Here is a 13,701-nt window from a genome sequence, read left to right as displayed (position 1 = left end):
CAACTTCAGTTACGAAATTTTTGTGTGATCATCAAACCATATACACCACCATCGAGGACACCGATTCCTACACGGCCAAATGTCTTTCGAAGGATATTGGCACGATGGCCCGGAGAATTCATCAGTCCTTCATGAGCCAAGGGAAGGGTTTGCGCAAGTGCCAAATTCTCGCCTGCGATGAGAAAACTAATATGAGCGGCGCGTATGCGATCAAAAGGTGTCTTTCCTTCTGGTGAGATGTGTGAAAAATAACTTCTTGCAAACATATCTTCTGCGTGCTCGCGAGCTACTGGTGTTAATTCTTCATCGCGCGTGAGTGCCGACAGGTTCGCTTTGGCCCGCTCTTCGTTAATAAGTTCGAGCATTTGGACTTCTAAGTCTGGCCTCGGCTTTGGATTTTCCACCACAAAGGGAAGGTTTACGCTTTCAGAGGATTCAGGCGCGATGGTCATTTTATTGATGGAACGGTTTACGGCCTCAAGCGCTGGCGTGAAGGGTTGCTCGATCCATACCAATCCGTTTGTCAACCGCTCTGCGATTTTGCTTTCCCGTGTTTGTAACGTCAAGGTTTCCGAAAAGGGCATTAAAAGTAAAAGGGTGGCCGTGATAGCGGCATAGAGCAGTCCCGTCACGACACCGGGTATGAAACCGAAAATATTGTTCAAGCGGTGTTTCTGTATTCTTAGCGGAATAGCGTTTAACGCTTTAGTAGTGAACAGCGCCAACACGGAACCAACGATAAGCAATGTGAACAGGAAGGACAAGGGCATTACCCATACACCGGCTGTGATATTTGCCTCAAAAAAATGAGCGACATGTCTATATAATGCGAATGTAATTAGTAAACTTCCCAACCAAGATACCAACCCCGCCATCCCAGCAAAGAACCCCCTAGTTACCCCATTCCATATGGCAGCTAAGAAGATAAGCAAAAGTATTATATCGATCATATTCATACAGTTTCAATAGGACAATTAATACGATTAAATGTTTTTATCATAGAATAAAACAAACTTTTAAAAGGAATAAACTACCAACTTTTTAAGGGTAACTTGCAGAATGCCACTACAGAATTAGAGAGTCTCACGTGCATTGCATGCTCTTCTTTTGTAACTTCGTAAAAATAGCGAAGTAAAAATAGGGGATAGTGTTAAGTAATAAACAACAGAATGTAAAGTAAAAATATTATTATAATGGCGCACAAACATATATATGATGCACAGGGTAGACAACTTTGTTGCACGCGGGAAGAAGAAAAAATATATACCAAAGCAGGTGCGAAAGAAATTATTCATAATGATGGTTGTTGTAGTGGCGATGATCATGGACACGATCATTCGAACGTTAACGACAGCGTTTCTAAATTGTTTCTGCCTGCTATTATTTCCCTCGTATTATTGTTGGCGGGTATAGCTATGGACAATTGGTTCCTGCAGACCTGGTTTACGGATTGGATAAGGATTATCTGGTATGTAGCCGCCTATGTTCCAGTAGGGGTACCGGTACTCAAAGAAGCCTTAGAAAGCATCGGCAAAGGGGAAGTTTTTTCGGAGTTCTTTTTGATGGGCATTGCTACTATTGGGGCATTTGCCATTGGAGAATATCCAGAAGGCGTTGCCGTAATGCTGTTTTACAGCGTCGGCGAAGTATTTCAGACCTTGGCGGTCTCAAGGGCGAAATCTAATATCAAATCGTTGCTTGACCAAAGACCCGATGAAGTCACTGTTTTAAGAGATAATGAGCCACAGATAGTCAAAGCAGAAACCGTAAATATCGGTGAAACCGTACAGCTGAAACCTGGAGAAAAATTGGGGCTGGATGGAGAATTGTTATCGGTTTCGGCGTCGTTCAATACCTCAGCGCTAACGGGAGAAAGCAAACCCGATACAAAAAATAAGGGTGAAACGGTGTTGGCAGGAATGATAAATTTAAATACCGTATCACAGGTAAAAGTAACCACAGCCTATAGTGATAGCAAGTTAAGCAACATTTTGGAACTGGTACAAAACGCCACTTCTCAAAAAGCACCTACGGAATTGTTTATCCGCAAGTTTGCCAAAATCTATACGCCCATTGTTGTATTCCTCGCTATTGGAATTTCGCTCCTGCCAGCTCTGTTTGTTTCGGATTATGTTTTTGCCGATTGGTTATACAGGGCACTGATATTCCTGGTAATTTCTTGTCCTTGTGCACTGGTGATCAGTATCCCTCTGGGCTATTTTGGTGGAATTGGTGCCGCGAGCCGAAACGGAATATTATTTAAAGGAAGTAACTTTTTAGATGCGCTTGCCAATATCCAAAACGTCGTGATGGACAAAACAGGGACAATGACCGAGGGCGTTTTCAAAGTACAGGAGGTGAATTTTAATGCAGCATTTGACAAAGAGGAAATACTTCAGATGGTTAATGCTTTAGAAAGTCACAGCACGCATCCTGTAGCAACGGCTATTCATGAATACGTTGGAAAACCTAGTAATGAAATTAGGTTGAAAAACACAGAAGAAATTGCCGGACACGGACTAAAATCGACTGTCAATGGAAACGATATATTGGTCGGAAATTTCAAACTGATGGATAAATTTGGAATTCAATATGATTTAGATCCTAATAGCATCGTTTATACGACTATTGCCGTTGCCTACGATAACAAATTTGTCGGTTACATCACCATTGCAGATACGATAAAAAAAGACGCGCAGGAGACCATCAATTTACTGCATAGACTCCATGTTAAAGCGACGATGCTAAGTGGAGATAAAAGTACCGTGGTAAAGCATGTAGCGGAGCAATTGGGTATAGATAATGCTTTTGGTGATTTATTACCGGAGGACAAGGTGAACAAAGTAAAAGAAATCAAAGCCAAGGGCGGAAGTGTTGCTTTTGTCGGAGATGGTGTGAATGATGCCCCTGTAGTGGCGCTAAGTGATGTTGGAATCGCGATGGGCGGGCTAGGAAGCGATGCGACGATCGAAACAGCTGATGTCGTTATACAGGACGATAAGCCTAGCAAAATACCTATGGCAATCAACATTGGAAAACAGACAAAGAAAATCGTTTGGCAGAACATCGGATTGGCTTTTGGTGTGAAAGCGATTGTACTTATCCTGGGAGCAGGGGGATTAGCTACGATGTGGGAAGCGGTGTTTGCCGATGTCGGTGTGGCGTTATTAGCTATATTGAATGCTATACGGATACAACGGATGAAGTTTTGAAATCTAGGGAATTTAGGTGCTACTTTATCTCTTAAAACGAAAAAACCGCTTCTATAGAAGCGGTTTTGAAGTACCTAGGGCGGGAATCGAACCCGCACTCCCTTAACGGGAACAGGATTTTAAGTCCTGCGTGTCTACCAGTTCCACCACCTAGGCAACTGAGCGAAAGACGAGATTCGAACTCGCGACCCCAACCTTGGCAAGGTTGTGCTCTACCAACTGAGCTACTTTCGCTTGCGACGATGCAAATATAGAGAGAAAATCTTATTCCAAAAATTATTTTTGTGCTTTTTAATACGATCCACGCTAACCATCTAAAAATGTGCGTAATATTTTTCTTACCAAAGACTATAAAATAGACGATGATAGTTAAATGGTGCAATATTTGCTTATTTTTGTCGAAGATCAATATTTGTTATGAAGCAATTTTATTTGTTTGTTCTGGTATTAGTTGGTATAATAGGCACTGGGGAAAGAGGATACGCCGATACTTATCCCGAAGTTGTCTTCGACAATAGTTTAGTAAAAGGCATTTATGCCAAAAGTAAAGTAGAGTATCAAGGACGTTCTTGGGTGGAGAATCTGAATCATCATCTATTAGTGTCTGATACTTTGTTTTTCACACCAGGTAATGCACTTTCTTTGCAATATAAATCCGCTAAAGATGGCGATTGGCAGGTCGATTTACAATATAGCCGACAAAAGCTCCATTATCAGGTAGAACGTTCAGATTATCTCGTGCTCAAATTGTTCATTAAGTCCGAGAATACAAAAGCAGATAACTTACCTAAAATAAGCATTCAGCAGAAACATTCGGAAACGAATCAATTGGAGTTGGCGTCGTATATAAAGAATCTCGACTACAATAAATGGATCGACGTTCGGATTCCGATAGCCGACTTTAAAAACTTATATGTCAAAGAATCTATTACGACACTGCGTTTTGCGCAGAACGGTACAGACGATGGGATGCATTATCTTTTTATTGACCAAGTCGAGTTTCTCGCAAAAGATGTCTCGCGGGTAAAACTTTCTTCGCCCGCTATACTTTCGTCAGCGACAGCGTATGATAAACAAGTCCATTTGCAATGGCAATTGCCCTTAACCCCCTCCATCCGCTATATTAAAATATATCGATCTGAGGATAATCAGAATTTTCAAGCGGTTGGTATACGCCCAATATCGATGCAGGGATGTTTGGATTATGTGTCTGAAGTAAATAAAACGTACCATTATAAAATTACATGGGTAGACTATAATTACGAAGAATCACCTTTTTCCGAGGTAAGGGAGATAAAGACGAAACTATTGCAGAAAACGGAGTTGTTGGATCTGGTACAGGGAGCACATGTTAATTATTTCGCGGAAAACTACGATATCAATAGCGGCATGTATCTACCATTTCGTATGAAAGAACGTGCTGTTGTATCGGTGAAGGAAAGTGGGAATGCCATATTGAGTCTCCTTGTGGGAGTGGAAAAGCAGCGAATTAACCGGTCGTTAGCGGTAGGACGCATTTCACGTATGGTCTATTTCTTGGCCAAAGCTCAGAATCATCTCGGCGTCTTTCCCGCTTATTTTGATGGTCGCACAGGTTTGCCTGAACACCGAGATAATGAAGCAACTTACGATATTTTAGCTACGTCTTCGATGATAGAAGCGTTATTGGTCGCACGTCAATATTTTTCAAAAAATGATGATGTAGAAGTGGATCTGCGAAAAAGAATAACGGCACTTTGGGAAAATATTAAATGGAATCAGCTGCTGGCGGAAGGTTATAGCGATGTATTGGTGGAAAAAATATCTGTAGTGGACACGTCGTATCATTATCCAACACTTGGCGGGATTAATGAATCCATGAATGCGTATTTATTGGCAATGAGTTCTCCAAAGTATGCGATTCCACTTTCGGCTTACGAAAATGGTATTAAAAATATAGATCTGACCTATTCATCAGATTATAATAAGATGGACAGTCTGGCCAAAGATACCGTTATGGCTCTTATGCGGAGCTTCCGATTAGCTATTAATCCTCTTCAAAACAGACCGGAGAATATGGCTACCAGAGTTTCTGTATTCCAAGATACCATGATGTATGGCGAACATCTCCTATTTGGGTTTTCGGGATCGACTTTACTAGACTTATACAAACCGTTTTTTACGATTGATCCGAAGTTACTTCGAGACAGCGCGATTAATTATGAAGAAGCGATACGTAATTATATTAAAGTACGGAAACGCCGTGATAATGAAATAGGAGTAGGGTCCACCAATTCTGATGTATGGGGCTTTTATCAGCGTATGGATAGTATAGGAAGCTATCGTATTAATCCTGCGATTGCTCCCGCTTCCATGTTTATGTTAAATGAAGAAGGAGAGAAAGCAGTGCTGGCATTGTACCATAACTATGGTGAAAACTTTTTTACAGAATATGGATTCCGTGCGTGGCTTGATTTACGGAACAACGATGTGTCGGACGAATATTTCGCCACAAACCAAGCCGCAATCACGGTTTGTCTCGAAAATGCACGCTCAGGATTGATATGGAATCTATACAAAGAGATACCGGAGATCAAAGCATTGTTAACAAAACTATTTGGGGAGGACAAATAAAAATCAGCTCTAGGCTTGAATATTGAAAATTACTATCTTTACAGCATAACTTAAAGCAAATTTCATGAAATATCTAGGTACTGTGGCATTTTCCGTTATCGTTGCTCTTGGCGTAACGTCTTGCAAGCAACAAGCTATTATGGTCAATCCTGGCGCGGTTGTTTCCAAGGATGGAACGGACGACGGTTTAAAAAATGTAAAAGGTGAGTTTAAAGATGCTACTCGTACAGACGAAGGAATTAAATTTACGCTTTCTTCGGATGTCCTGTTTCCGACCAACTCTTCTTTTCTAACCGATAAGGCGAAGATAGAGTTGAGTAAACTATCGAAATTGTTGATTAACGAAACAACGAAAAAGGTGCGTGTAGATGGGCATACTGATGCTACTGGCGAAGCAGGCTACAACCAATGGTTATCTGAAAAAAGAGCAGCTTCGGTTAAAAAGTTTTTAGAGGATGCAGGAGTTTCGTCGTCGCGCATCAGTACGCAAGGTCTGGGGCAAACGATGCCAGTCGCCGATAATAAAACACCAGAAGGTCGTCAACAGAACAGACGGGTTGAAGTGGTGATTTTAAATTAATAAGTACTAGCGGATATATAATAGTTTTTGTATCGGATGATATCACGGGAGTTGGTGATATATTTTACAGTCGCGTTTTTAAATAGGTAAGCAGTTGCACGTTCTTCCATCGTACGGAGAAAAAACTCAAATTCTTTATAGAGTTCTTTTCGTATTTCGCTTGTGAACTTACTGTTTTTGACAATATGTAAAAATTGATCATTATCAATTTTGAATGTTATACTGTCTATACCATCTCGGTAGAAATAGAGTAACGGGGTCGGCAACTCATCGATGAAAATAGCAAAACCGACCTCGTCTTTTTTTATTTTAATGACAAAAGCATGGAAATCAACAGTGCCAATTTTTTGATTATCTACAGCGATTAGTTTAGTAAACATAAAAACACGTCAATAGGTTTGGTTTAAATATACAACTTATTATTTTTAGTTTGTCTGCAGCTGGTAAATAAATTTGTTCTCCAAGTGGATCAAAGCGCTAATAACGATTAAACAAAAACGCCCTTCAAAATATTGAAGGGCGTTTTTGTTTAATAAGACACAATGACAATTCAACGTGACTATTTTATTTAGCATTTTTTCGTTTCTCAATCTGTTTCTCTACATCATCTAATACCAGCCCCACAAAGTCTACGTCGTTAAGTTTAGATGCTAAATTGAGTGCGCCGGGACTAAAAACGTTTATTTCCATTATTTTATCGCCAACAATATCAAGTCCCACGAAATACATGCCGTCTTCTTTAAGTTTCCCCGTGACTTTTGAGACCGTAGCTAAAATGGTATCGTCAATATTTGCCTGTTGGGCGCTTCCCCCTTGATGAATATTGCTCCGGATATCTCCTTTTTGCTGTACACGGTTGACAGCAGCATATTTTCCATCTACTTGTATCGGGTCGCCATTTAATAGAAAAAAGCGAATATCGCCATTTGCTGCATCCGGCAAATACTCCTGTGCTAGTAGATAGCCATCACGTGTGATGACTTCGACCGTTTGTTTTAAGTTATGCCGTTCATCTTCTTTGACCAAGAAAACATTTTTACCTCCAGATCCCGTTAACGGCTTAAGGATAATCTTATTGTTTTGTTGATCTAAAAAAGAAACTACATCCTGATAGGAGCGGGTAATTATGGTTTTTGGGCGAATTTCTTTTGGAAAATACTCCAAATAGAATTTGTTTGTCGCTTCCACTAATTTATCGGGGTCGTTAATAACCCATGTCCCTCTCCGTTTGATAAGTTGCGCAAATTGGAGTGCTGTCGGAGATGCCCATGGACGATTGATCATATCGACAACGGGGTCGTAACGAAGCCAAAGTACATCCATATCATAGGCATCGACGTACTCTTTTTCCCGGTCGCGGAGCATTTCCAGTAATTCTTCTGGGCCTTCTACTTCTTCCGTTGGTTTTAACACACGGCAATATGCTCCTACGTTATCTTCATTGTGATAAGTGAAGTCAGCTAAACCGATATAAAGCACGGTATGTCCGCGCTTATGCGCTTTAAAAGCTAACAAAGTGGTTGTAAATACGGTTTCCTCTTTGTGAGTTTGGTTGATTACGAATGCGATGTTCATATATCTTCTTTAATATTAGTAATTAATCATTTTAAAAATGCTGGCAAATTGATTTAAATCTTTTAGTTTTTCCGTATAGGGCTCATGTAAGTAACGCGGCTTAATGCGTGGAGGCCGCAATACACCACGTTGAATCAAATCGTGTACGATAGGCAAGTAATCCTCTCTTATCTTTCCGATTGTCAACAAATTCAGATCTTTTCCTTCTTGTATATATTGAATGAGCTCTTTAAATCCCTGTAAGTAAGCGGTGTCTTTTGTGAGTCCTCCTGAGCGATATACGCGCATGGTCATGGTAAAAGAAGTGTTGGTACTAAAACCATACTCTTCGTGCAACATATCAAATGTTTCCACAAATGAATGCCCCAATAACATATGCTGTACAGCGATAACACGTCCTGCCAATATGCGTAACCGTTCATTCGTAAGCCCTCCAACCAAATATTCAGCAAGAACCGCAAGTCCTTCTTGCAACTGTTCATATCCCGGAACCCCTAAACGAAAGAAACTAAAAGGTTGTTCTTTTCCGTTGAAATACGTGATAATATGGGTGCCCACTTCATGCTGGATGAGTGCAAGTGCCCGCCGCTTACTTATTTTATATTGCTTACTGATATTGAGAACTCCGTGGTTCACCATAACACCAGCGATGTCATCCCGTACACGTACACTGGTTTTGAAGGTAGGGGATTGTTGTTGAAGAAAAGATATTTCCTCCTCTGCTAACTGTGCAAATGCTTTGGCATCTAGATATTCTTCTTCTGGTTTTTGTCGATCCGGTTGTGCAATACTATCGATGGCCGTGAGCACGGCTTTTGCCAAATCGTATAATTGTTCGTCTACATTACCAAAAACCATCAAGCTTCCATATTTGAAATCCGATGTACCTCGCGAAGCTAACATGGTCATCATATCGTCGAGTTCCCGCCGCTTATCTCTAAAAAGATAAGCTATTGTAGGGTCGTAGATATCTTCAATACGTAGGTTATACAAGTTTCGCTTCACGATATCAGGATCGATCGGAATAGGACGATAATGAAAGATAGGCGCTTTTCGGTATTTATCTTTCTTGAACTGTAACCATGCATCATGTGAATTGGTCGGCGTAACCAGCAACAGAAAATCAAATTTTTGGCTTTCCTTCGCGAGTGCACGGTCGATATCGTATATTTCGGAATAGAGTTTTTCTTGGCCTTTCATTTTAAACTCTGTCGCCTTGGCCGTGGTATACAGTCGTACAAATTCAAAGAATGAGCGCGAGAGACCTTTTGCTAAAGATTCCCGAAAAACTCGCGCCAATAATGGTAAGTGTACGCCATCGATGTCTTCATATGTTTTGCGAACGGAGATACCAAGAGAAAGGACAATGTTACTTTTTGTATCGTCCGTGTTGACCAAAAGCGGAAGCCGGGGCGGTCTTGGCAGTTTCGTTTCTTTCTTGAGTTCAACCGAGATCTCCGGTGCTTCCGTTTCTATATTTTTCTTTAAATACTCCGCTAATATCAATGCGTTTTTTTGGGAAAGGTGAATTGCGATATCCGTATCTTGATCTATTGGAGCATTCCAAACCTCGATGAGTAAACAGGTACCAAACTCATTTGCGAGTGCTGTTGCCAACTTTGGAATCCAGAGGCTTACTCGATCGTCATCATTATTTGGCAAAAAGATAACACTGGCCAATTCCGATTTTGTCAATTCCGACAACATGCGGTCTTTGCCCGAATCGGGTACGCGATAAATAAATAAATAGGGGACTATTTTATTAAAGATAATTTTTCCCTTATTGGGGATTTGTTTATGTATGGGCGTTCGGTTTTTAATTGCCCGTAGTAGTTGAGGCAATATTTTGTCTTTAAACTCCATATATATCTATTTTTTGCAAATCTTTTAATGTGTGAAGCAACAACTGTTTGTATTCAAGAATAACAGGTTGATAAGGAAGGCCCGTCCATTCATTCATGAAATCTTTTCGATATTCGACCGATAATACACAACCGCGGTCACCGAATTTCTGAAGAATATGTTGGGCTAAATATCCACCTTTAAATTTCACGTTCTCCCGTATATCGATAGCTTCACCCAAAAGTTGTTGGCTCTGTACACTCTCTATAAATTTGTCGATTACCAATCGCCATTTTTCATCATTGTAATGTGTACCTAAGTTTATCTGTGGATTAGCTTTTTTATCTATCGGTTGTTCTTCGCTGATTCGTCGTGCGTTATAGGAATGAATATCCAAAGCTACAAAAAAGCCATGCTTATCAATGGTGTGTTGGATATAGTTGTCCAGCTGTTGATAGAATTTCTTGTGCTCCTCATAGAGCTTTTGTAAAACGGTGGAGGGTAATGTTTCTTTCCAAACATTCAATCCCCAAGCTTGTTCTGGACGGAGGTATACCGAATCTTCTTCTTTACGGTTAACATCCAATTGAAAGCGTGAGGTAGCTACAAAAAGTTGGTTGATCGGCAATTCTGCCATCGAGGCAGTATAAGGGTCTTCTTCTCTTAAACGTTGGGTTTCATCTAACAGGATAAATTGCTCGACAGCCGGATCTACCTGATGTCCATCGTGGATAGCAAATGCCCAGAATGGGCTGTCGACAAGCTTTACACTGTATTGAAATAATGGCGTCATAACTATTTTATCTTTTGTTAAATAATAACATGTTAATCGACAAATAGTTTTATGCGGTGCGTATAGGGAAACGGAGCGAAATGGATTAGATAAAATTAAAAATTATGCTGCTGGAAAAGAAAGAGCGGAAACAAAAGCGAAATAAAGTAGTTTTATAAAGTAGTTTCGAAAACATACTTTTGTGAAGGAGAGATACTTTTAATTTAATAAAAAAAACAGCATGACATTTCAAGAGATCATAAATCAAGATAAACCTGTATTAGTCGATTTCTTTGCCGAATGGTGTGGTCCTTGCAAGACGCAAGCGCCAATATTGAAGGAATTGAAGGAACGAGTAGGCGAGAGCGTCTCCATTATAAAGATAGACGTAGACAAAAATCCCCAAGTAGCATCCATGTTGGAAGTACGAGGGGTGCCCACGTTGGTGCTCTTCCGAAAAGGAGAAATACGTTGGAGGCAATCAGGCGTATATCCCGTAAATGAGCTCGAGCGTTTAATTAAAGAAAACCTTTAGTATGCTGTTCCGCAAATTTTGTATAAGAATCCAATACTTGTCTTAAAAAATTAGCCGTATCTTCATTAGTCAGACGACCGTTGTCATCGAACAATTTTTGTACGTTCGCAAGATAAACCTCGGGTTGTTGCAATGTAGGCATATCCAGAAAAACAAGTGATTGCCGTAAATGGTGGTTCGCACCGAAACCACTTAAATTACTGATAGACGAAGAAATGACTAAAGTTGGTTTCCCTTCCCATGCATTTTGACCATAAGGTCGGGAACCAACATCTATCGCATTTTTTAATACGCCCGGTACAGAACGATTATACTCCGGTGTAATGAAAATAACCCCATTTAAAGATTTGATTTTTTCACGGAAAGGCCCATAAGACGCAGGGCTTTCACCTTCGTCGTAATCTTGATTATACAAAGCGAGATCATCAATTTCGACACGTTCCAATGCGTAGCCTTCCGGCGCATTTTCAATAAGAAAATTTGCAATCTTTTTACTGAAGGAACCTTTTCTTAAAGATCCCACGACTATACCTATTGTTTTTGCTGCCATAATATTTTGGATTATGTGTTATATACCCATAACAAATACGCAAAGCAGTTGGTTTTGAAAACTTGCTTTTACTTAACCTCGATAATGGTGCCTTCTCCCTGTAATGGCTCTTCAGTTGGTGGTTGGTTCGAAGGAGGAACGTCGTCATCTTTTCGTTTTTCCACCGTGATCTTACATTCGGTAAGAAGTGCTGCTAGAGCACCTATAGCAGCGAATATAGGGGCAAATACGACACCCACTACACCAATTGTAACAGGAAAGCTCATGATTTCTTTTCCAGATTTATCGGAGATACTAATTTTCGTTACGTTGCCCTCGGCAATAATCTCCTTGATTTTCTTTAACAGGTTTTCACCGTTGACGATAAATGTTTCTTTGAATGACATAATGTGCTTTTTTTAAGATGTTTAATATAATGAATAACAGTTTTTGGTATCGCTTTGTTTACGGTATGCGAAGCTTCTCTAGCATCTGCACCCGAATATCTGTTTGATGTCGAAGTAACTTGTCGTAGTCCGAATCAGTGTCGGTTAATTTCATGACCAGTACGAACAATTCAATGGCAAGAAAAAAGAATAAGAAAAGCAAATACACAAATAATCCGATCGAGGAAGAAGTTACTACATCGTGTAGTAGTGTCAGTTCATCCAAAAAACCAGTCGAGGCGTTTAACTCCTGTTCTTTTCGTTCTTTAATGGACATGATGGAAGCTGCAAGTGCAAACTTTTTGTTTTGTAGCGTTTCGATCTGTTTGTGCAGTTGTTCCATCTCTAGTTTTTTAGGATTCTCCATGACGGATTTGTTCGTCGATTGCGTACTGTTCACTTCCTTACCTTCACTATCCCTGGTAACACTGCGATTGGTATAAGACGTTATAATAACCGGATTCTTCTTAAGATCTTCGCTTACCGTCTCGTATCTTGAATTAGCGGTCGCAATCATCGTATCCAAGTCTTGAATTTGTTTCTGTATATCGTCTTCTGATTGTTTGACTGCAATTTTTACCCGCTCATCCATTACTTGTGCTTTACGCAAATCGATATCGTCTTTGAAAGTGATCTGATCCATGATGAAGGCACCCAATATGGACATCACCAAGGCAAGCAGTATACGGAATAGGCTAGACCACGTACTTACGCGTGTAGACAGAATAATAATGCGTTCGATCTGAATAACCACGAAACTCATTAATACGCCTCCGAAAACACCGCCCCAACCCGATAAATGCAGGTAGCGTGTAGCAAAGCTATAGCCGATAAAGAACCAGACCAAAATGATAAGCAACATGGCAGACGTGTATTTTTTTACATTTTTCCGCGATTGCTCACTAGAGTTTTTGACGAGATTGTAATTGAAACCTGTTAGGAAGCAACCGAATTTTAACCACCACTCCTTCATACGCTTAAAATTTCTTCGTTAATAAATAAGCTTGGGTAATAGAAGCCATCCCTTTCATAAAGCCTCGTTTGTAAGAAAGGATAGCACGTTCGCATAAACCTGTACCTGTCTGTAATGCTTGTTCGAATGTCTTGACTTTTTCGATGTGATCCCCTAAATCCGTTTGTTTGATTCTTAGTTCATCCACCAGATCCACTAATCCAGCCCGTTCGCGGGAATGAATGTGAAATTCAATATCTTTCATGAGCGAATCATGGTATGTTTTAACCTGATGGACCAGAATCTCGAGATCATATTTTATCAGTTTAATATTGTCATTTCGATAACCCTCATCGGGGCTGGTCAGTGCATCGTTATATCCCCGTGTTTCAAAATCCTGCTGCAGATAATTATAAATGAGGAAAATACCTTGCCCATCGTGTATGGATGCGCCATTAAGTTGAGATTTGCTGTCCACAGATGCTGGCGACGCGTTAACCGGAACGGATGGCGTTTCCGTTACATGCTGCGTATCTTTGTTCTTTTTAAAAATTGTAAACCATCCCATTTGTTTTGTGTTATGTTACAACAAAATAAGGAGGAAAGGAAAAAAGATGGGAAGAGATTTAGGTAAGTAAGTCGAAA

Annotated in this window: 13 protein-coding genes and 2 tRNA genes; 4 read left to right on the top strand and 11 right to left on the bottom strand. The window is 40.2% G+C overall.

Going from position 1 to position 13,701, the window contains the following annotated elements; all coding sequences use genetic code 11:
* Positions 1-5 precede the first annotated feature (5 nt).
* Positions 6-950, bottom strand: a complete 945-nt coding sequence (locus H8B06_RS06555; RefSeq protein ID WP_223857511.1) for a CvpA family protein — start codon at positions 948-950, stop codon at positions 6-8.
* 243 nt (positions 951-1,193) lie between these two features.
* Here H8B06_RS06555 and H8B06_RS06550 point away from each other — a divergent pair, with 243 nt between their 5' ends.
* On the top strand, positions 1,194-3,212 hold the full coding sequence (locus H8B06_RS06550; RefSeq protein WP_190993494.1) for a heavy metal translocating P-type ATPase: 2,019 nt from the start codon (positions 1,194-1,196) through the stop codon (positions 3,210-3,212).
* Between the two features lie 71 nt (positions 3,213-3,283).
* Here the strand turns inward: H8B06_RS06550 and H8B06_RS06545 are convergent.
* Together H8B06_RS06545 and H8B06_RS06540 are read right to left on the bottom strand one after the other, a co-directional pair.
* Positions 3,284-3,368, bottom strand: a tRNA-Leu gene (locus H8B06_RS06545).
* Between the two features lie 5 nt (positions 3,369-3,373).
* A tRNA-Gly gene (locus H8B06_RS06540) sits at positions 3,374-3,446 on the bottom strand.
* A gap of 183 nt (positions 3,447-3,629) precedes the next feature.
* Here H8B06_RS06540 and H8B06_RS06535 point away from each other — a divergent pair.
* Entirely contained in the window at positions 3,630-5,825 is a 2,196-nt protein-coding gene (locus H8B06_RS06535; protein WP_190993493.1) for a glucoamylase family protein, read from the top strand.
* 64 nt (positions 5,826-5,889) lie between these two features.
* Entirely contained in the window at positions 5,890-6,405 is a 516-nt protein-coding gene (locus H8B06_RS06530; protein WP_190993492.1) for an OmpA family protein, read from the top strand.
* Here the strand turns inward: H8B06_RS06530 and H8B06_RS06525 are convergent.
* The 4 genes from H8B06_RS06525 to H8B06_RS06510 all read right to left on the bottom strand — a co-directional run bounded on the left by H8B06_RS06525 (position 6,402) and on the right by H8B06_RS06510 (position 10,615).
* Complete coding sequence (locus H8B06_RS06525; protein ID WP_190993491.1) at positions 6,402-6,785, bottom strand: hypothetical protein; 384 nt, start codon at positions 6,783-6,785, stop codon at positions 6,402-6,404. The genes H8B06_RS06530 and H8B06_RS06525 overlap by 4 nt on opposite strands.
* 184 nt (positions 6,786-6,969) lie before the next feature.
* Entirely contained in the window at positions 6,970-7,980 is a 1,011-nt protein-coding gene (locus tag H8B06_RS06520) for an ATP-grasp domain-containing protein (protein WP_190993490.1), read from the bottom strand.
* A 15-nt stretch (positions 7,981-7,995) separates the two neighbouring features.
* A complete protein-coding gene (locus tag H8B06_RS06515; RefSeq protein ID WP_190993489.1) occupies positions 7,996-9,843 on the bottom strand; it encodes a flavohemoglobin expression-modulating QEGLA motif protein in 1,848 nt (615 codons plus the stop codon).
* On the bottom strand, positions 9,833-10,615 hold the full coding sequence (locus tag H8B06_RS06510; protein WP_190993488.1) for an N-formylglutamate amidohydrolase: 783 nt from the start codon (positions 10,613-10,615) through the stop codon (positions 9,833-9,835). Before H8B06_RS06510 ends, H8B06_RS06515 begins: the two co-directional genes overlap by 11 nt.
* Before the next feature lie 220 nt (positions 10,616-10,835).
* Between H8B06_RS06510 and trxA the strand changes: the two genes are divergently transcribed.
* Complete coding sequence (trxA, locus tag H8B06_RS06505; protein WP_190993487.1) at positions 10,836-11,129, top strand: thioredoxin; 294 nt, start codon at positions 10,836-10,838, stop codon at positions 11,127-11,129.
* On the opposite strand, the gene H8B06_RS06500 is transcribed toward trxA, so the two are convergent.
* The 4 genes from H8B06_RS06500 to H8B06_RS06485 all read right to left on the bottom strand — a co-directional run bounded on the left by H8B06_RS06500 (position 11,113) and on the right by H8B06_RS06485 (position 13,624).
* A complete protein-coding gene (locus H8B06_RS06500; protein WP_190993486.1) occupies positions 11,113-11,679 on the bottom strand; it encodes an NADPH-dependent FMN reductase in 567 nt (188 codons plus the stop codon). The two genes, trxA and H8B06_RS06500, sit on opposite strands and share 17 nt — an antisense overlap.
* 68 nt (positions 11,680-11,747) lie before the next feature.
* Positions 11,748-12,065: a DUF4342 domain-containing protein gene (locus H8B06_RS06495; protein ID WP_190993485.1), complete on the bottom strand. Its 318-nt coding sequence runs from the start codon at positions 12,063-12,065 to the stop codon at positions 11,748-11,750.
* 58 nt (positions 12,066-12,123) lie between these two features.
* Entirely contained in the window at positions 12,124-13,077 is a 954-nt protein-coding gene (locus tag H8B06_RS06490) for a DUF4407 domain-containing protein (RefSeq protein WP_190993484.1), read from the bottom strand.
* 4 nt (positions 13,078-13,081) lie between these two features.
* Positions 13,082-13,624 carry a hypothetical protein gene (locus H8B06_RS06485; protein ID WP_190993483.1) on the bottom strand — a complete coding sequence of 181 codons (543 nt, stop codon included), beginning with the start codon at positions 13,622-13,624 and terminating at the stop codon, positions 13,082-13,084.
* Positions 13,625-13,701 lie beyond the last annotated feature (77 nt).

The sequence above is a fragment of the Sphingobacterium micropteri genome (assembly GCF_014692515.1).
In the GTDB taxonomy this organism is placed as follows: domain Bacteria; phylum Bacteroidota; class Bacteroidia; order Sphingobacteriales; family Sphingobacteriaceae; genus Sphingobacterium; species Sphingobacterium micropteri.
Note: the sequence above shows the minus strand (reverse complement) of the source record. Positions and strands in the feature narration are given on the sequence as shown.